Below are 22,464 nucleotides of genomic sequence, written 5' to 3' on the forward strand. Positions count from 1 at the left end.
CCCTGCCATGAGCATCATGGTCTCGCCCGAGCTGAACAACCTGCTCTTCGTGCTCATCGGCGAGAAGATGCTCCAGGCCGACGAGGATCTCGCGTACGCGAGCCACAAGCCGTACAGGCGGCTCGGCAAGAACGTCCGCGACCTCTCCGACCTGATCGAGGAGTCCGTCAGGGGCGTCGGCGGCGCGCTGCCGCCCCAGGTCGGTCAGCAGTACGTACGGGCCATGCGGCTGTTCGTGGACAACGGCGGTACGAACTATCTGCGGGAGTTCTCCAAGCAGCTGGACGACGTCGGCGACGGCCGGGTCAAGACCTCCATGGACATCATGGAGTCGAAGTGGCAGATCATCGCCGAACTGGTGCGGCTGCTCATCGAGTTGGCGATCATCACGGCGCTGTCCTTCTTCACCGGCGGTACGTCCGCCAGCCAGGTGGCCACGGCGAAGGCCCGCAGCCGTCTGTCCATCCTGGCCACCCTGGACCAGTTGCTCAAGCGCACCCATGTGATGCCGAGCCTGTCGGAGGCGTTCGACGAGGCGTTCCAGACGTTCGTGGTCCGGCTCGCGATGATGACCATGGCTCCGGAGGGCCGCCGTCCGGACGACTTCGACTGGTCGCAGATCCTCCAGGACGGTGTCTTCGGGGCATTCACCGGCGCGTTCCACGGGGTGTTCGACTCGCTCACCAAGACCCTCGGCAAGGGTTTCAAGAACATCCTCAACGGCCCGGGAGGCAACCCCTTCAACAAGTCCACCACCAAGAACTTCTCCGACGACCTCACGTCGAAGTTCAACAACCCGCCGAAGCTGACCACGGCCGACAAGTTCGGCCGGGGCGTCGTCGACGGCGCGAACGAGTTCCTGGTGGCCGGCGGGTCGGAGGCGGTCGCGGAGATCTTCGTCAACGGGATCTTCGAGGGCAAGTGGGAAGGGAGCTGGGAGACCTTCGTCGGCGCGGGCGTCAGCTCCGTGGTCACCTCGGCGCTGTTCGACGGGGCGTCGTCGATGGCCAACAAGTTCGGCTCCAACTTCGACTTCTCCAGCGTCAACGTGCTGCCGGTCACCGGGGACGACAGCACCGACGGCACGGGCCGCGGCAGCAAGGACAGCGGCGACTCCGACAGCGACATCACGAGAGGCATCGGAACCGGGAACGGCACCGGCTCCATCGACCTGTCGACGAGTGGCATCGCCGGGGTGGACGGTATCGGCGTCGTCGGCGGTCTGGGGGCTGTCGGGGCCCTCGGCGGTGTGGGGACGGTGTCCACCACGTCCTCCGGCGGCACGGGAACACCGTCCACGGGAGGCAGCGGCGCCTCCTCCCCCGGCAGTACGTCGGGAAGCAACTCCGGGAGCAATTCCGGGAACAACTCCACGTCCCCGGGCGGGAGTCGGGGCAACCAGTCCAACGGTACGGACTCCGACCAAGGGGCCGACGGTGCCTCCGACGACACGGCCGAGTCCTCCGACGACGCCACGCAGGAAGCCGCCGAGACCGGTGGCGTGGGCTCCCAGGACACCGGCGGTACGGGTGACTCCGACAGCCAGATCCAGGGCGCCGGGTCGGACACGCCGACCTCGCCCTCCGTACCGACCACCGGTTCGTCGCACACCGGGAACGGGGCTCCGGATCCCGCCCGTACGACATCGTCGGAGGACGGCACACAGTCCCTGACGGAGACGTCGTCCGAGTCCGATGCCAACTCCGCGTCCGAGTCCGGGATCAACACCGTGTCCGGCACCAACTCCGGGCTCGGGGAGGGCATCGGCTCCGGCTCGGACGCCAACTCCGGGCTCGGGGAGGGCATCGGCTCCGGCTCGGACGCCAACTCCGGGCTCGGGAACGGCATCGGCTCCGGTTCCGGCGCCAACTCCGGTTCCGGGAACGGCATCAGCTCCGGCTCCGGCACCGACTCCGGGTCCCGGTCCGGCGCCGACTCCGTCATGGGGCCGGTCGCGGCCACTCCGATCCCGACCGGCAGCGCCCCCGCCCCTGCCCCCAACTCCGCTTCCCCTTCCGCCTCTTCCCCTGCTTCCTCCCAGGGCTCGCAGCAGTCCCCCGCGTCGGCATCCGGCCCTCAGCCGTCGCAGCGCGGTGCGGCCCCGACGGGGTCGGGTGCGGACGCCGATTCCGGCGCCGACGCCGGTACGTCCGGTTTCGACGTACGCCGGACCGGCGCCGACGGCGACCCGGTCACCGAGCTGACGGTGGAGGTGGAGTTCACCAACGCCGACGACCTCCCGGAGGCGGACCGGCAGGCGGTGTGGGACCGGATGGCCGCCGGTGCGGAAGGAGTCTTCAACGCCCCGGGCCACCGGCTCCCCAACGGCGACCGCGTCCAGGTCACCGTCGTCCCCGTACCTCCCGGCGGACGCGCTCGTCTGAAGGCGGATTCGGAAGCAGACCTCGTCCAGCGGATCAACGACCGGCTGGACCTGAGCGACCAGCTCGACGGCTCCCCGGCCGACCAGGACCAGGACACCGCCCCCGGACCGGATTCCGTCCGCACGGTCGGCACGCCGACCGCCGACATCGACGCGCCGTCGCGCATCGTCACCGAGTCCCGACCGTCGGCCGTCGACCCGGGGTCGGCCCCGGACACGGACGCGGATCCCCAGGTCTCCGAGGTCTCTGAGGGGGCCGAGGTCTCCGACCCGCCGGCCCCCGTCCCGGTCACAGCCACCTCGCAGGCGCCGTACGACGTGCTGACGGGGCTCTCCCCGGCCGCGCCCTCCTCCGTAGCGCAGCCCGTGCCGTCGCCGGAGACGGACGCCGACCAGGACACCGACCTGGACGCCGACGCGGTACAACCGTCCGCCGTGGACAAGGGGAAGGGCCGGGCGGTCCCGGCCGAACCCGCGGACGACCATGCGTCGGTGGAGTATCCGGCGGAGTCGCCGGACGCGTACCGGCGGGAGCTCGCGGGGTACGACGCTGACCAGGCGCTGGCCGAGTACGGTTCGGCGCTGACCGCGCTGAGGCAGGCGCAGGCGGCGTTCGAGGAGGCCGAGTCGTTGCGCGCCTCGGGCGAGGGCACCTCGCACGGCCGTGAGTGGGCCGAGGCGCAGGGGCGGATGCACGACGCGCAGTCCTGGGTCACCGATGTGATCAACCAGCTGACGGTGCTGGAGGTCGACGCGCCGTCGTCGGAGGTCGACGAGGCGGACCTCGTCCTGCGGCCACGGCTGCGCGGCGGGGTGTTCGGTTTCGGCCGGCCCCGGCCGCCGCAGGACCTGCTGACCAGCCCTGCCGGGCCCTCCCTCGTCTATCCGCCCAGGCGGAACTTCGTACACAAGACGTACCGCTGGATGAAGCCCAAGCAGGCGGAGACCGATCGGCTGGTCCAGGTCGCGGGCGCGATGAACACGACCGGGCCGGTGCCCGGGATCCGGATGAACGAGGCCGGGACCACCTTCAAGACCGACTGGGACCCGGTGACCTCCGGCAATCTGGACCAGCTGACCCGGATGACGCTCAGGACGGAGATCAGGGACTCCATCAACGAGGCGCATCCCGAGATGCAACTGCTCGACAGCGCCGCCTGGTGGAAGGCGGTGGGGCAGCTCGACCACCGCACGGAGGGTTTCTGGCGCGGGCAGGAGGCTCGGACACGAGCCTTGGAAGCCGAGATCACGCGGCAGTCGGACAACCGGACCCCCTCGCTGACCCCGGTGGAACTCGCCGCGGTGGACACCACCCTGCAAGCCGCGCCGGACGCCCTCACCGGCGCCACCGCGCTGCTGAACACGCACCACGGTCTGATCCTCGGGGAGACGCACAGCGCCTCGACCAGCTGGCCCTTCCTGATCAACAACATGGCCGCGCTGCGGGCCCAGGGCGTGGGAACGATCTACGTGGAGGCGCTGCGCGGCGACAGCTTCCAGCCCTCGCTCGACGCCTACTTCCAGGCTCCGGCCACCGCGCCCATGCCCGTCGAACTGCGCCGGATGGCCACGCTGTACGACTCCTCGCACAATTCGCCGGCCGCCACCGGGCTGATGGAGACCCTGGAGGCCGCCCGCGCGAACGGAGTGCGGGTCGTCGCCCTGGACGGTCTGCCCGCCGCCGCCTCGATGAAGTCGGGCTGGGGAGGCTACGAACGGGCGGTGAAGTTCAACGCCTACGCGGCCCTCACGGTGCAGCGCGACCGGGCCGGCCGCAATGACGACTACGTCGTCGTGATCGGCAAGGCGCACTCCGACTGGCACCTTCCGCCCACGACGCCCCACCCGGCGGACGGCCCCGTCCTGCCGCCCCACTACCCCGGCCTCTCCCAGCTGCTGCACCTTCCCTCGGTCGAACTGGACGCCCAGTCGACCGCCCTGAACCGCATCCTGCCGACCGCCGTGCTCCCGCCCGGCGTCTACGACCCGACCATCGACGACGACGACACATCGTCAACGCCGTCGCCGACACCGGCACCAGCCCCTTCGGGGTGGGATGCGGCGCGTGCCGAGGCCGTACCCGTGCCGCGTTCGCACACCTGGGTCGACCCGGTGTCCAGGCCGACGGCGGCCGACGGTTCGCCCACGCAGTACATCGTCCGGTCCGGGTTCGACGTACGGCGTTTCACCCACGACGGCGAACCGGTCACCGACCTGACGGTCGAGGTGGAGTTCACGAACGCCGACGGTGTGCCGGAAGCGGACCGGCAGGCGGTCTGGGACCGGATGACCGCCGGGGTCGAGCAGGTCTTCAACTCCCCCGGCCACCGGCTCCCCAACGGCGACCGTCTGCATGTGACGGTCGTACCGGTGTCCCCGGGCGGGCAGGCGCATCTGAAGGTGGAGCTGGCCGATCCGGCCATCGGTGCCCGAACCTCCCACCACGTCTGGCGACTTGACGGGGCGGGCCAGGACTTCACCCACGAGATCGGCCACCAGCTCGGCCTGCGTGACGAGTCGCGGGACGCCACCGCACCCCAACGCCCGCAGGTCGAGGGCAGCTTGATGGGCGACTACGGACGTCCCGTACCGGACTCCGTCACCGCCGAAGCCGCCGAGACGGAGGCCGAACAGCACTACACCCAGGGCGGTCTGCGCCCCCGCCACCTCGCCCTGATCGACGCACTGGTCGGCGACACCGACGCTCCGGCGACGCGCGCCGAGACCGGTACCGTCTCCGGCGCCGACCCGCTCGCCCCCACCCCGCCCTCGCCCTTCGTACAGAACTACGGCAACCAGCACGACGGCAACGTAGGCCTCGTGCAGGTCGCGCCGCTGCCGCCCCGGGTGGTGGACGGCGTCCACCAACAAGTGCTGCGGGCCTTGGGCATCCCCGAAGCGCAGCGCGTGAACCATCCTCTGCTCGCCCAGTTGCGGAAGGATCTCAGCGCCGAGCAGTTGGTGCTCGCGCTGCCCTATCTGCGCAGCAGCATGGGCCATCGCATCACGGTGACCCACGACGGGCGCGAGCGGACCGTGGACATACGGCTCGCGCTGGGCAATCCCGTGGCGTCGAGGCGCTACGGCACCCATGACGTCACCGATCCCGATGTGCGGGTCGAGCGGCGCGGGTTCGGTACGCAGGAGTCGGGGGACTCGGAGTCCTCGGGCAACTACCGTACGGTGCCGGTGCCCTGGTCCCTGACGCTGCCCGTCACCGCGGCCGGCGCGGTGCGCGGGTGGGATCTCGGCCCCTCCCTCTCCCTGACGCACAACCAGCTGTCGATGTCCTCCTCGGTCACCCAGGTCGTGCAGACCACCACCGCCCAGCGCAGCAACGAGCTTGCGCAGGCGTTCGAGTTCACATCGAACTGGGAGATGCGGGTCGACACGCCCCGGATGGCGGCGCCCCCCAACTGGGGTATGGCCGAGGCCCATGGGCCGGTGACCATCTGGTTCCCGCAGCACCTGGCCGAGGCCGACACGTCCGGGACTCCGCTGCCCGACGCGGCCCGCCTGGACGATCTGCCGGTGTGGGGAGTGGACACCGTCGCGGAGCCGCAGCTGCTGCTGGAGTCCGTCCTGGCCGCCTTCCACGACGATCTGGCCACCATGAGCAACTCCTCCACCCAGGAGCTGGAGGCGTTCCTGTCCGAGTCCGTGCTGCGCGGAACGCTGCCCATGCAGCGTTCGGGCGGCATCTTCTCGCCGGTGCTCCTTGACTCCCGGGGGCGCGCGATCGGCATGTTCCAGGTGACCACGGAGGTCACCCCGGGGACGCCCACGCACAAGAGCCTGGACACGAAGATCAACCTGGAGAGCCATCTCCTCCAGACCGTGAAGGTGGACGGCCAGGCAAAGATCACCAACTCCGTCGGGGTCGACCTCGGTGGCGGACCGTCCCTCACCGCCGACCGCGCCCTCAATCACCCCAACGCGTCGGGCATGCTCGCCGGTGGGGTCACCGGCAAGGGCAGTGTGCGCTGGCAGACCAGCGACACCCTCGGCAACGGCGGCACCGCCGGTGTCATGCATGGCCTGCGCACCAACCGGAGTCACCTCCTCACGCCCGCGACCGTCCAGCACACGGTCACCCTCATCCGGCCCGGCGGGGGCGCGACCGTCCGCGAGTTCGACGAGTGGCCGGGCGGAATGCACCTGCGCGTGCTGAGCCGGGAGTCCGCCGAGGGGGTGCCGTCGACCGACGACACGCGGCGCGCACTGCCCGCCGAACTCGAGAATCTCGAAAGCATCGGCATCACGGCCACGACCCTGGCCGTCCAAGGCCCGCAGGAGCTCTTCGCGCATGCCGAGGTCTGGTTGCGTGCCCAGGGCTTCCTGCCGCCGGACGTCAATGCCCCCGTCCGCAACCAGGTGCTGCCCGACGAGGCGCTGGTGCAGGCCCAGTTGAACAATCTGCGGCGCTTCGAACAGGCCCGCTCCGACATCGGGCTGCGGGCCGCGACCGACGCCATGGTCGACGGCGGCCAGCCCCTGTGGCTCGAACGCCCCAGCGCCACGGGCACCCGCCGCGTCAAACTGAACCTCACCGCCGTCCGTGACACGGGCGCGGACGCGAAGACGGAGACGGACGCGGAGACGGGTGGCGTTACCGCCACCGGTCCGGACGCCGGACCCGACTCCACCGTCGCCCCTGCCCCCGCCGTGCCCAGCGTCCACATCAGTTCCCTCCCCGACATCCAGCACATCTCCTTCGCCTCCTTCGGCATGAGCGGCACGGAGCAGAGGGCGTCCGGTTACGGCTGGTCGCTGGGTTTCGGCGGCGGTCCCTCCGGGCCCGTGGGCCCGTTCACGAACGGCTCGGGCAGCCTCGGCGGGGCCCTCGACTACACGTACAGTCGGCAGACCGGCCATACGGCCTCGGTCGGCGCCGGTATGTCGCACGACCAGTTCTTCATCGGTTCCGGGCAGGGCAGCGAGGTCTTCGACGTACCGGCGCGGTTCGCGCTCGACCTGTACGAGAGTCCCGGCACCGAGCCCGCCAAGCGCTTCGCCGAGGACACCGCGCCCACCCCGTACACGGCGCCCGACGAGACCCCGACACCCGCCCCGCCGCCGCCCAGGACGGTGAGCGGCCGCATCAGGCTCGCGGTGCCCCACCACCGCACCCTGGAACCGGCCGCCGAGCCCGCGCCCGCGCCGGCGCCCACCCTGCGGGAGCCGGTGGCCGCCGATCACGCGCGGCTGGCCATGACCGACGCCAACGGCAGCCCGATGCCGGGAGTCACCAAGCTGCCGGACGACGCGATCGTGGACGTGTTCCGCGGCTCGGGGGCCCTCCAGGACGCGCTGCGGCGGCTCATCGAGGGGCCTCCTCGGGAACGGCAGAAAGCCGACCCGAAAGCCGAATCCAAGGCCGACTCAAAAGCCAACCCCAAGGCCGACCCTAAAGCCGACCCCAAGGCTGACCCCAAGGCCGACCCGACCACCATCGCCGCAGCCGCCACCGATACCGCCCCGGCCACCAATGCCACCAACGCCGGTACCGATGCCGCCACCGGTACAGGAATCCCCCAAGTCGTCGTGGACGGCGCCCAGTTCGTGGCGTCGTCCGTGACGGGAGGCGCCCAGTACGTCGCGTCCTCCGTCGCCGGAGGCGCCCGGTACGTGGCGTCCTCCGTCACGCAGGGCGCCCGGTTCGTGGCCACCTCCGTGGCGGGGCAGAACGCCACCGATCCGACCACGATCGCCGCCGAGGTGCAGCAGGCCGCGGTGTCTCCGGGCAATCTCCTCGCCCGCGCGCACCAGATCTTCAAGGGCGGGTACGTCGTCGAGGGCATCACCCTGCCCGGGCTCGGCGCCGACCAGGAGTACTCGCTGGAGATCCAGGGCTTCCTCCACGACCCGCGACACCTGGGCAGCGCCAAGCAGTACCTGGAGACCGGCGTCGTCGCCAACGACTCCGCCTCCCAGCAGAAGTCGGTCAGCGGCGCACACCAGATCGGGGCCGCCATCACGGGGACCAGGACCCCGGCCACGGCTCCCGCCGCTCCTGCCACGCCCGCCCCGCCCCCGGGGACGACCACCACGCCGGCACCGACGCCGGCCCCGCCGCCGGTCTTCGGGCCGTCGGCGAAGTACTCGTACACCAACAGGACGGAGGGCTCCGGCACGATCGCGTCCAGCACCGGCGTCAACCGGACGTCCACCGAGAGCAACATGGAACACCGGATCGGCGCCGACGCGACGATCCTGATCACCCTCCGGCGCGGCACCCGCAACGTGGTCGGCAACACGGTCGGCCTCGGCAGCGGGGCCACCACCACCCTCGTCCTCGAGCTGCCGCAGGCCGTGCAGTTCCTGATGACGGACGGCCAACTCAGCCGGGACGGGGAGTGGTTCGCCAACGTCGCGGGGCTCACTCCCCCGGCGCCCGCGCCGGAGGAGCTGCCGCCGCCCCAGCGTTTCACCCGCACCGGGGAACCGGGACTGGCCGCCGTGCTGGCCGTCACGCAGTTCGGCGCCCCGGAAGCCAAGCCCAAGGCGACAGCCGAAAACCCCGCCAAGCCGTCGGCCGACGACCCTGCCATGCGCCCGGCCCCCGGCACCGCCGAAGGACCGGCCGACAACAGCGCCGGGGAGCCGACGACCGCTCCCGTTCCCACCGGGGACGAGGCCCGCGCCGCCGCCGAGGAGGAGACCGGCGCTCCCACTCAGGACGAGACCCCCGATCTCATCGAGCGCCGGGACCGGCTGCGGGCCGAACTGACCGCGCTGGTCGAGGCCGAGGCGCCGGGCGTCACCCAGCCCGGCCACGCCTCCTACCTGCCCGGCGTGGCCTCCCGCATCGCCGACTACACCTCCACGACCGGTCTGCGCGCCCTCCCGGGACGCGGCCCGCGGGGCGCGCAGCGCTTCCACTTCCGCCATCTCGCGCTCGGCGGCGCCCGGCTGGTCGAGGTCACCCTGTCCGCCCGGCCGCGCGCGGACGCGGACGAGCTGCGCAATATACGTGGCCGAAACGCCGGGCCGGGTACGGGAATCGAGCAGTACCACGCGCACACCCCGGCCGGTGTCACCACCGCTACGACCAACAGCATGCAGCACGGTCTCACCGTCAACCCCACCACGCGCTATCCGCGCCCGGCCCAGGACACCCGTACCGACCGGAGCGGCCCCGTGCTGAGCGCCACCAGCGCGAGAAGCTACGGCACGAAGGCCGTGTCCTCGGCGGAGGACCGGTTCTGGCTGCGCACGGACAGCGCGGCCGACTTCGACATCGAGTACGACTACACGGGCTCCGTCCGCTCCGAGTTCGTCGCGGACTGGCCGCCCAACTGGCCCGGCAGCGCCCTCCAGGGCGGGGTCCTCGCCTGGAACGACGCGGACACCGTCACCGAGAGCTGGATCAGCCGTGTCTTCGGCACCCGGCCGTACCGCAGCGTGACCGTGCCGGCCTCCGTCACCCTGCGCTTCACCGGCAGCGAGGCGGCCGACGCCGAGCAGGTGGACGAGCCGCTGACGCCGACGGTCGGCGAGGAGGACCCCGGCCCGCTGGGCGCCCGCTTCGTCCCGATGGGGCCCGCACCGGTGTTCGACTTCAATGCCTGGTCGGAGCTGACCACCGCGCTGAACACGGTCGCCCCCAGCCAGGACCGCGGCTGGCGCTCGCTCGACACGTCGACGTCCGTCGAGAGCACCGCCGCCCGGCTCGGTGAACTCATCCAGGCCGGGGACATCTCCCTCGACCACCCCCGCACCACCGGCGGGCTCACCGAGAGCATGCCCGGCGCCTACCCGTTCGAGACCGACCCCACCGCCCCGCCCGCCCTGTCCGTGACACTGCACAACCCGCGCCGGGTCACCCAGGCCGCGGACGTCACGCTCGACCGGGTGCGCATCACCTCCGTCAGCAGCGGCTCGTCCATGAGCGGCGGCATCACCGGCGGCCTCAGCTTCCAGGGCGTCTACAGCACCGACGACCCCGACCGGTCGCTCGTCGGCGCCACGATCCCCCTCCTGGTCCGGCAGCCGCAGACGGCGAGCACTTCCCTGGGTGGCGCCGGTGGCAGCCGCGAGTGGCTCAAGACCGGCACCACGACCGCCCCCGACGACGGCTCGCGCGGCACCCGGTCGTACGAGGTGCTGGTCGACGCGCACCTCACCGTCCGGGGCCCCGTCGGCACCCGGCACGTCACCGGCACCGCCACCCTGCGCATCGCGGAACGGGACGCCCTCGGCCACGGGATCACTCCGCCGCGTACCCAGCCGCAGATGTACGACCTGCCCGCGATGGTACGGGCGGCGGCGGACGCCGAAGCCAGGGCCGCGCGGGAGTCGGCACCGAGCGCGAGTGCGAACGCGGACGCGGATCAGGGAACCGGATCCGCAGTCGTCGCGCCGGCCGAGCTGCGGGACTGGACCCGGCATCCGCTGCGCACCCTGCCCGGTCTGCTGGCCTCCCAGATCGACGCCGACGATCCGGCGGCCCAACTGTGGCTCGCCGTGAGCGAGATCGACACCGCCGCCGGGCAACGGGACCTCGGGCGGGCCCTGTTCGCCGCGTCGCGCGCCGCCGCGATCGCCGACAAGCCCGTCGAACTCGTCCTGCGCACCGACGACAACACGCTCACCCGCTGGCACTTCGGCCCCCACGGCAGCCTCACGACACTCGACCCGGCCACCGCCGACGCCTGGCAGCAGTTCGACACCCGGGCCACCGCGCTGGCCGACGCGGCGGCGGCCGAACTGGAGGCGCGCATCAAGGAGTACGACCTCCGGCTGGACAGCGACATCCACAAGGACCTGCTGGCGGACGCCGAGGAGGCGGTCGGCCTCGCGGCCCAGGCCCGCAACAACGCACGTGACAGGGTGCGCACCACCGAAAAGGCCGTCGTCCAGGCGCAGAAGGACCTGGAGCGGGCCGAGCAGGACAGCGACCGGTTGACGGGGGAGGTCACCCGCCTGACAGCGCTCGCCGGCGAACCGACGGCACGGATCCGCTCCCTCGACGAGGCGATCCGTGCGGCGGAGCTCCGGGTCAGGGAAGCGGAGTCGGTCACCGCCAGCATCAACCGCAACCGCACCGCCGGGGAGCAGCCCGACCGGCCCGCCGACGACGGTCAGGAACGTCCGGACGAGATCCGGACCCGTGAGGCCCAGGAGGAGCTCGCCAGGCTGCGGGCGGACCAGGACGGGCGCAAGCAGAATCTGGACGGCATCAACACCACGCTGGCAGAGGCGCGGGCAGCGGCCGATGCCGCCGAGCAGCACACCCTGCCCGAGCGGCGTGCCGCCGTACAGGAGGCCCAGCGGGCCGCGGAGCGGTCCCGCGCCGGCCTGACCCGGGCCACCGAGGACCGCCGTGCCGCCGTCGAGGAACGCGACCAGGCACGCGAGCACGCCGCGGACCTGGCGAACCGGACCCGGGAGGCCCTCGCCCGCCAGCGGGCCGCGACCGGCGTCCAGACGGCCGCCGAGGAGGCACTCCCCGACCTCGCGGCCGGCGTGTCCGCCGCCCACAACGAACCGCCGGTGGACGTACCGACGGGCTCCCTGGCCGCCACCCCGGCCCGCTGGCCGAACCCCACCGCGGCCCGCACCGTCCGCCCGGCCCCACCGACCACCAAGCAAAAGACACCAAAGACACCGGAGGCGCCGAAAAAGCCCGCCGCCTCCGAACTGACGCCGCCACCGCCCGGCGGCGAGGACACGCCAACACCCGTACCGCCGCTGGGGTCCTCCGGCAACGGCGCGAGCACCACCTTCACCGCGCCACCGCCGGTTCTCACATCCGGCAAGAACGGCTCCGCCGCGAAGAAGCAGACCAAGTCGCCCGGCGGTGAAGGTACTTCGTCGGCCGGGGGCAACGGGGGCGTGGTGCAGCCCCGGCACGCGCGGGGGCGGCTGGTGGGGTCCCTGGCGAACGGGGAGTGCCTGCTGTACTCGGTGCTCGCCGCCGACCCGGTGCACATCCGGGACAGCATTCCCGGCCTCGCGCAGCGGGACCCGGCCACCTACGAGTGGCTCGGTTCGCGGAACGTCCGGCGGGACCTGCACAACGTCGCGCTCACCCAGGTGCACCATGACCAGGCGGACGTGGCGATCCGGGAACTGCGGCAGCTCGTCACCGGGTACCTCAACAACGGCACGACGAACGGGACTCTGCCCCCTGCCGTGCTCGGCCAGTTCCGCAGGAGCCGTGCCCAGGCCTTCAGCAACGGACTGCCGTCGCTGAACCGCCAGGAACTCGACGCCCTGCTGCTCGAACACGACGTCAGCGAGGTGACCGTCCCGCAGACCTTCGAGGACAGCGACCTCCGCACCCGCTACCAGAGCGCGCTGCTAACACCGAACGCAGCCAACGGGCTGTCGGCGGAGCAGGCCGCCGTCGACGCCGCCGACGCCTCACCCACCGCCATGCTCGCCCATCTCCACCAGCACGGTCTGCTGCCCGCCGTGGCGGAGCTGACCGACAATGAGCAACGCAACCTGCTGGCCGGCGTCTATCTGGACAGCACCGCGCAGTTCAGCAGTGCCGAACTCGCCGAGGTGCTGGACGCCGTGGAGAACTGGGAGGCCCGCTGGGAGGCCATCGGCGGCGAGGTGTTCCTGCCCCTGGTCACCCACACGCTCGGGATCACGGTCGACGTGGCCCGGGAGATGGCGGGATTCCAGGGGCGCCGGGTGGTGGACACCGTCGGGCCGGCGAACGCGACCCGGTCCATCGAGGTCCACTACAACGGCGGTTCGCACTACGACGCCAGCGCCTCCTCTCCGATCCTGAACGCCGGCGCGGACGCCGATCCGCCCGCCCCCGTCCAGGTCACGGCCACCTCGCAGGCACCGTACGACGTGCCGTCGCCGACACCGCCCCCCGCGGGGTGGGATGCGGCGCGTGCCGATGCCGTACCCGTGCCGCGTTCGCACACCTGGGTCGACCCGGTGTCCAGGCCGACGGCGGCCGACGGTTCGCCCATGCAGTACATCGTCCGGTCCGGGTTCGACGTACGGCGTTTCACCCACGACGGCGAACCGGTCACCGATCTCACGGTCGAGGTGGAGTTCACCAACGCCGATGCCGTGCCGGAGGCGGAACGGCAGGCGGTGTGGGACCGGATGGCCGCCGGGGTCGAGCGCGTCTTCAACTCCCCCAACCACCGGCTCCCCAGCGGGGATCGCGTCCATGTCACCGTCGTGCCGGTACCCCCGGGCGGGCAGGCGCATCTGAAGGTGGAGCTGGCCGGGCCGGACGACGGCCGCCGCATGTCCCATCACGTGTGGCGCACGGACGGTTCGGACCAGGACCTCGTCCATGAGATCGGGCACCAGCTGGGGCTGCGCGACGAGTACCGGGACGCCACCTCGCCCGGGCGCCCCCGGGTCGAGGGCAGTTTGATGGGCGACTACGGACGTCCCGTACCGGACTCCGTCAGCACCGAAGCCGCCGCGACCGACGCTCAGCAGCACTACGCCCAAGGCGGCCTGCGCCCGCGCCACCTGGCCCTGATAGACGCGCTGGTCGGCGACACCGACGCCCCGGGGACGCGCCCCGAGACCGGTACCGGCCTGGGCGCCGACCCACTCGCTCCCACCCCGCCCTCGCCCTTCGTGCAGCACTACGGCAGCCAGCACGACGGCAACGTCGGCCTCGTCCAGGTCGAGCCGCTGCCCCCGCAGGTGGTGGACGGCGTACACCAACAGGTGCTGCGCGCCCTGGGTTTCACCGATGTGGCCGACGACCATCCGGTGCTCGTCCAGTTGCGGGACCGGCTCAGCGCCGAGCAGCTGGTGATCGCGCTGCCCTATCTGCGCAGCAGTCTGGGGTATCGCGTCACGGTCACCGTCGAGGGCCGGGAGCGGACCGTGGACGTACGGCTCGGGCTGCGCGAGCCCGTGTCGTCGGCGCGCTACGGCACCCATGACGTCACCGACCCCGATGTGCGGGTGGAGCGGCGCGGGCTCGGTGCGCAGGAGTCGGGGAACTCGGAGTCCTCGGGCAACTACCGTACGATGCCGGTGCCCTGGTCGATCTCGCTGCCCATCCCCAAGCCAGGGGCGCTGCGGGGCTGGGAGTTCGGCCCCTCCCTCTCCCTGACGCACAACCAGCTGTCGCTGTCCACGTCGGTCACCCAGGTCGTGCAGACCGTCACCGCCCAGCGCAGCAACGAGCTTGCGCAGGCGTTCGATTTCACCTCGGACTGGGAGGTACGGGTCGACACGCCCCGGATGGCTGCCCATGGCGGCCTCTGGAGGCCGGCGGAGAACCATGGGCCGGTCACCGTCTGGTTCCCGCACCATCTGGCCGTGGCCGACACGTCCGGGACACCGCTGCCGGAGGCGGCCGGGCTGGACGATCTGCCGTTGTGGGGTGTGGACACCGTCGCGGAGCCGCAGCTGCTGCTGGAGTCCGTGCTGAACGCCTTCCACGACGATCTGGCCACCATGAGCAACTCCTCCGCCCAGGAGCTGGAGGCGTTCCTGTCGGAGCCCGTGCTGCGCGGAACGCTGCCCATGCAGCGTTCGGGGGGCATCTTCTCGCCGGTGCTCCTTGACTCCCGGGGCCGGGCGATCGGCATGTTCCAGGTGACCACGGAGGTCACCCCGGGGACGCCCACGCACAAGAGCCAGGACGCGAAGATCAACCTGGAGAGCCATCTCCTCCAGACCGTGAAGGTGGACGGCCAGGCAAAGATCACCAACTCCGTCGGGGTCGAGCTCGGCGTGGGCCCGTCCCTCACCGGGGACCACGCGGTGGACCACCCCGACGCGTCGAACACGATCGGCGGGAGTCTCACCGGCAAGGGCAGTGTGCGCTGGCAGACCAGCGACAGCCTCGGCAACGGCGGCACCGCCACCGTCCTGCACGCCCTGCGCACCAACCGGAGCCATCTCCTCACCCCCGCCACCGTCCGGCACACGGTCACCCTCGTACGGCCCGGCGGCAGCACGACCGTCCATCGGCTGGATCCCTGGCCCAACGGCATGCATCTGCGGCTGCTGACCAGGGAGTCGGCCCAGGGGCACCCTCCAGGGGACGAAGAGGTGCGCGCACTGCCCGCCGAGCTGGAGAACCTCGAAAGCATCGGCATCTCCGCCACCCCGCTGGCCGTGGATGGCCCGCAGGCGCTGTTCGCCCACGCCGAGGTGTGGCTGCGCGAGAACGGCTTCCTGCCGCCGGCCACGACCACCCCCGTCCGCAACCGGGTGCTGCCCGACGAGGCGCTGGTGCAGGCCCAGTTGAACAATCTGCGGCGCTTCGAACAGGCCCGCTCCGACATCGGGCTGCGGGCCGCGACCGACGCCATGGTCGACGGCGGCCAGCCCCTGTGGCTGGAGCGGCCCACCGCGACGGGCGGTACGCATCGGATCAAGCTGAACCTGACCGCCGTCCGCGCCCCGGCCACGGTTCCCAGTGAGCACACCGTCACCCGCCCCGACGTCGTGCACGTCGCCCTGGCCTCGTTCGGCATGGGCGGCACGGAACAGAAGGCGTCGGGCTACGGCTGGTCACTGGGCATCGGCGGCGGCCCCTCCGGCCCCGTCGGCCCGTTCACGAACGGCAAGGGCAGCCTCGGCGGGGCCGCCGACTACTCGTACACCGGGCAGATCGGCCATGCGACGACGGTCGGCGCCGGTTTGTCGCACGACCAGTTCATCATCAGTTCCGGACAGAGCAGCGAGGTCTTCGAGGTACCGGCGCTGTTCGCGCTCGACCTGTACGACGGCCCCGGCACCGAGCCCGCCAAGCGCTTCGCCGAGGACACCGCGCCCACCCCGTACACGCCGCCCGGCGAGGACCCGCCGGAGCCCGGACCGGCGCCCCGGACGGTGGACGGCACGATCACCCTCGCGGTGCCCCACGAGCGCACCGTGGAACCGGCCGCCACGCCCGCCGCGCCCACGCCGGCGCCCACCCTGCGGGAGCCGGTGGACGCCGATCACGCGCGGCTGGCCATGACCGACGCCGACGGGAACCCGGTGGACGGGGTCACCAAGCTGCCGGACGACGCGGTCGTGGAGGTGTTCCGCGGTTCGGAGATCCTCCAGGAGGCGCTGCGGCAGATCGCCGCGGGCACCCATCCGGGGCATCCGGACGCCGGTCTGCTGGGGTCCCTGACCTCCGCAGTCGGTTCGGTGAGCCACCAGGTGCTCGTGGACGCGGCCCAGTCGGTGGCGTCGAGTGTGGCGGGGCAGAGCGCCACCGATCCGACCACGATCGCCGCCGAGGTGCAGCAGGCCGCGGTGTCTCCGGGCAATCTCCTCGCCCGCGCGCACCAGATCTTCAAGGGCGGGTACGTCGTCGAGGGCATCACCCTGCCCGGGCTCGGCGCCGACCAGGAGTACTCGCTGGAGATCCAGGGCGTGCTGCACAACGCGCGGCATCTGAACAGCGTCAAGCAGTATCTGGAGACCGGCTTCACGTCGATCGACTCCGCCTCCCAGCAGAAGACGGTCAGCGGCACCCACCAGGGCGGGATCGCCCTCACCGGGACCAGGACTCCGGCCACGCCGTCCGTGCCTCCGGCCACGCCCGCCCCGGGCTCGGGGACGACCACCGCGCCGGTCCCGACACCGGCCCCGCCACCGGTCTTCGGGCCGTCGGCGAAGTACACGTACGCCCGCAGGGCGGAGGACTCCGGCACGGTCGCCGCCAGCACCTCCGTCAACCGGACGTCCACCGAGAGCGACATGGAGCATCGGATCGGCGCCGACGCGACGATCCTGATCACCCTCCGGCGCGGCACCCGCAACGTGGTCGGCAACACGTTCGGGCTCGGCAGCGGGCCCGACATCACCGTCGCCGTCGAGCTGCCGCAGGCCGTGCAGTTCCTGATGACGGACGGTCAACTCAACCGGCACGAGGAGTGGTTCGCCGGTGTCCAGGGGCTCACTCCCCCGGCGCCCGCGCCGAAGGTGCTGCCGCTGCCCCAGCGTTTCACCCGCACCGGGGAACCGGGGCTGGCCGCCGTGCTGTCCGTCACGCAGTTGGACGACCCGGCGCCCGCCGCGGATGCTCCGCCCGCCGGTGAACCCACCACTGAACCCGCCGGAGACACGGCCGAGGCGCCGGTCGAGGACACGGCCGAGACCCCGGCCGACGACACCGCCGCCGAGCGCCGGGACCGGCTGCGGGCCCAACTGACCGCGCTGGTCGAGGCCGAGGCTCCGGGCGTCACCCAGCCCGGTCACTCCGCCTATCTGCCCGGGGTGGCCTCCCGGATCGCCGACTACACCTCCACAGCCGGTCTGCTCGCCCTGCCGGGACGCGGCCCGCAGAGCGTCCAGCGCTTCCACTTCCGGCACCTCGCGCTCGGCGGTGCCCGTCTCGTCGAGGTCAGTCTGACCGCCCGGCCGCGCGGCGACGCCAACGAACTGCGCGGAGTGCGCGGCCGGAACACCGGGCCCGGTACGGGAATCGAGCAGTACCACGCGCACACCCCGGCCGGTGTCACCACCGGCACGACCACCACCAGACAGCACGGCCTCACGGTCAACCCGACCACGCGCTACCCGCGTCCGGCGCAGGACACCCGTACCGACCGGGCCGGTCCGGCGCTGGGTGTCAGCAGCACGCAGAGCCGGGGCACGAAGGCCGTGTCCACGGCGGAGAACCGGTTCTGGCTGCGCACGGACAGCGCCGCCGAATTCGACCTCGACTACGACCTCACGGCCTCCGTGCGCTCCGAACTCGTCGCGGACTGGCCGCCCAACCTGGTCGGCGGCACCCTCCAGGGCGGTGTCCTCGCCTGGTTCGACACGGACACGGAGACCGCCGCGACCGAGAGCTGGATCAGGCGCACCCTGAGCGCCCGCCCGCCCCGCACGACGACCGTCCCGGCCACCGTCACGCTGCGCTTCACCGGCAGCGAGGCGGCCGCCGCCGAGGAGGTGGCCGGACCGCTGACACCGGCGGTCGACGTGACGGAACCCGACATCCAGGGCCCCCACTTCGTCCCGATGGGTCCCGCGCCGGTGTTCGAGTTCAACGCCTGGCAGGAGCTGACGACCGCCCTGAACACCGTCGCCCCCAGCCAGGACCGCGGCTGGCGGTCCCTCGAGACGTCGACGTCCGCCGCGAGCACCGCCGTCCGGCTCGGCGAACTCATCCAGGCCCGCAAGATCTCCCTCGACCACCCCCGCACCACCGGCGGCCTCACCGACAGCATGCCCGGCGCCTATCCCTTCGAGTCCGCGCCCGACACCCCGCCCGCCCTGTCCGTCACCCTGCACAACCCGCGCCGGATCACCCAGGGCGCGGACGTCACGCTCGACCGGCTGCACCTGCCCTCGGTCAGCAGCGGCTCGTCCCGGAGCGGCGGCACCACCGGCGGCATCAGCTTCCAGGGCACCTACAGCACCGACGACCCCGACTCGTCCCTCGGCGGCACCACCGTCCCCATCCTGGTCCGCCAGCCCCAGGTGACGGGCAGTTCGGTGGGCGGGACCGGCACCAGACGCGAATGGCTCAAGACCGGCAGCACGAGCGCCCCCACCAACGGCGCGCGCGGCACCCGGACCTACGAGGCGCTGGTCGACACCTACCTCACCGTCCGGGGCCCTCAGGGCGTCCGGTACGTCACCGGCACCGCGACCGTACGCATCGGGGAGCGGGACGCTCTGGGCCACGGGATCACTCCGCCGCGTACCCAGCCGCAGGTGTACGACCTGCCCGCGATGGTACGGGCGGCTGCGGACGCCGAGGCGAGGGCCGCCGCCGAGGCCGTGAACCCGGACGCGGGGACGGCCACGGAGGGGGATCCGGCAGCGGCCCCTCCGGTCGTCGCGGACGCGGAACTGCGGGACTGGACACGGCATCCGCTGCGGACCCTGCCCGCTCTGCTGGCCACCCAGATCGACGCGGCCGACCCGGCGGCGGAACTGTGGCTCGCCATGGGCGACACCACCACCGAAGCCGGGCAGGAGCAACTCGCGCGGGCCCTGTTCACGGCGTCCCGCACCGCCGAGATCGCCGGCAAGCCCGTCGAACTCGTCGTACGCACCGACGACAGCACCCTCACCTTCTGGAACTTCGAGGCCGACGGCGCTCTTACGGGGCTCGGCGACGCGGGTCCGGCAGCCTGGGGCGACTTCCACCAGCGGGCCACGGAGCTGACCGACGCGGCGGAGGCCGAACTCCGGGCGCGCGACGAGGAGTCCGCTCTCCGGCTGGACAGAATCCAGTACCAGGGCGCGTTGGACGACGCCGAGGGGAAGGCCGGACGCACGTTCACGGCCCTCGACACCGCCCGGACCGGGGCACAGACCGCCGACGAGGCCGTCAAAACGGCCCAGGAAGCACTGGAGCAGGCCCGGCAGGACAGCGAAAGACTACGGGGCGAGGCCGACCGCCTGGGCGCGCTCGCCGACGAACGGGCGGCGCAGATCGACAACCTGGCCGAGCCGATCCGGGCCGCGCAGCTCCAGGTCACGATCGCGGACTCGGTCACCGCCGACATCAACCGCAACCGTTCGACCGGACCGCAGCAACAGCAGCCCGACCAGGCCACCGCCGACGGCCAGGAGCGGCCGGACGAGATCCGGGCGCGCGAGGCCCACGAGGCCCTCGACAAGCTGCGGAAGACCCAGGAGGAGCACCAGCGCAACCTCGACGGGATCAACGCGGAACTGGGCGAGGCGCGCAAGGCCGCCGAGGACGCCGAACAGCGTGTCCTGCCCGAGCGGCATGCCACCGAGCAGCAGGCCCGGCGGACCGCCGAACAGGCCCACGCCGACCTGACCCTGGCCACCGACCTCCACGATGCCGCCGTCACGGCACTCGACAAGGCTCGCCGGCACGCCCAGGACCTGGAGAACAGGGCCGACGCGGCGCTCGCCCGGCTGACCGCCGCGGCGGGCGTCCAGACGGACGCGGAAGGGGACCTCGCCGCCCTCGCCGCCCAGGTGGTCACCGCCCGCACGGCACCCCCGGTCGACGTGCCGACGGGCTCCCTGGCGGCCACCCCGCCCCGCTGGCCGGACCCCACCGCCCGGGCGACCCTGGCCCGCAACCTCCCGCCGCGGCCCGCCGCGACGAACACGACGGACGAGGACGCCACTCACGTACCGCCGCCGCCCCCGCCGCCCCCGTTCGGGGACGGAGAGACCCCCGTCGTCCCCCTCCCGCTCACCTCCGACGGCGACGGCACCATCCCGCCAGCGCTCGGCGACACCAACGCCACGTTCACCGGGCTGCCGACGTCGACACCCGCCCTGATCCCGCCACTCACCGACCAGGACCCGTCCGCCGTGCCCCCGCCCGGCGACGAGGACACGCCACCGCTCATCCCGCCGCTCACCGACAAGGACGCCTCGACATTCGTCCCGCTATTCGGCGAGACGAGCACGTCCACGCCCACCCTGATCCAGCCGCCCGGCGACAAGGACACGCTCGCCCCGCCCCCGCCACCCGGCGACAAGAACGCGTCACCGCTCATCCCGCCGCCCAGCGGCAAGGACGCGTCCGCCCCCGTCCTGCCGCCCAGCGGCAAGGACACACCCGCACCCACCTCGCCCCTCAGCGCCAAGAAGCCGTCCTCGTTCATCCCGCAGTTCCTGGCCTCCACCAAAAACAAGACCACCCCCAGCAAGGTCACCTCCCCCGGGACGAAGGCGCAGCCCAAGTCGAGTGGTGGTCAAGGTGTTCCGTCGAGTTCGGGGGGCGGGGGCGTCGGACCGCGCCCGCCCGCGCGGGGGAAGCTGGTGGGGTCCCGGGGGAACGGGGAGTGTCTGCTGTACTCGGTGCTCGCCGCCGATCCGGTGTACATCCGGAACAGGCTCGGTCTCCCGCCGCAGGATCGCATCCACAGGTGGCTCAGCCTTCCCGGCAACGTCCGGAAGGAGCTGCGGGAAGCCGCGAACAGGAAGAAGCGTCCGCGGGCGGAGGAGGCGATACAGCAGATGCGGGGGCTGGTCGCGAGGTACCTCAACGAGCAGACGACGGCCGGGACCCTGCCCCTTGAGGTGATCGGCCAGTTCCGCGGGCACCGTGTCCAGGCCTTCGCCGACAGCCTGGAGTCGATGGACCGGCCGGAGATCGAAGCCCTGCTGCGCCAGCACGGCGTCGACGAGGTGACGGTCCCGCAGATCTTCGAGGACCGTGAACTCCGCGATCTTTACCGTGACGCGCTGGACGAACAGCACGCGGCGGACAACGGGCCGCCGTCGGAGTTGGCCGACGTCGCCGACGCCGCGCCCACCGCCATCCTCGCCTACCTCCGCGACCACAACCGGCTGCCCGCCGTGACGGACCTGACCGACGATCAGCAACGCGCCCTGCTGGCCGCCGTGTACGCGGACAGCACCATTCAGTTCACCAGCGAGGAACTGGCCTGGGTGCTGGACGCCGTGGAGAACTGGGACGACCGCTGGGAGGCCATCGGCGGCGAGGTGTTCCTGCCGCTGGTCGCCCACGCGCTCGGCGTCGCGATCGACGTGGCCCGGCAGGATCCGATCCGGGGGAACCGGGTGGCGGAAACCATCGGCCCACGGAACGCGACCCGGGCCTTCGAGGTCTACTACAACGGCCGTACGCACTACGACGCCAGCACCGCGTCGCCCCGGACCATCGTCCCCGACCGCGTGACCCCGGACGGCTCGTTCGCCGCCACGCTGCTCAACGCGCTGCCGGCGAACACGTCCCAGGGAACCGGCGCGGCGGACCGGCTGACGGCCCTCGACAGCACCGAAGGTCTGCCCGACTGGATGCGTGCGCGCCTGGCGGAGCTGGGCTCGGACGGGATCCCGCCGGGGGCCAGGTTGCCGGCCGCCCAAAGCACGCTGACGCCGGCGGAAATCCGCTCGCTGGGCATCGAGGTGACGCCGAGCATGGAGGCGGAGGCCGCGCTGCTCGGCGGACAGCTGCCAGTGTCGCTCGACCCGGTTCAGCGGCTCCAACTCCTCCTGAACCAGCCGGACTCGGCGGACTCGGCGGACTACGTCGCCACGGTGGCCGCACTGGTGGCGCATGCCATCCGCCGGGATATCGTGATCGTCGGCCCGGGTACCACCGAACGCCGGTACGGTTCCTTCCCCGGCGAAGCGATCCGCGTCAGGTTCGACGGCGTGGGGAACTCAGCGCCCGTTCAGCACACGACGGCGGACTGAGACATGACCTGTAC

1 protein-coding gene is annotated in these 22,464 nt (G+C 72.2%); it reads left to right on the forward strand.

The features are described 5' to 3' along the window. The first annotated feature begins 7 nt into the window (after positions 1–7). Positions 8–22,450 (forward strand): hypothetical protein, encoded by a 22,443-nt coding sequence (locus ACWDR4_RS30275; protein WP_450413275.1) that lies wholly within the window; start codon positions 8–10, stop codon positions 22,448–22,450. Positions 22,451–22,464: the final 14 nt, after the last annotated feature.

The organism is Streptomyces sp. NPDC000878 (genome assembly GCF_053599695.1).

Coding starts and splice junctions, on each gene's coding strand:
- ACWDR4_RS30275 (WP_450413275.1), top strand. CDS start 8: ATGAGCATCATGGTCTCGCCCGAGCTGAACAACCTGCTCTTCGTGCTC.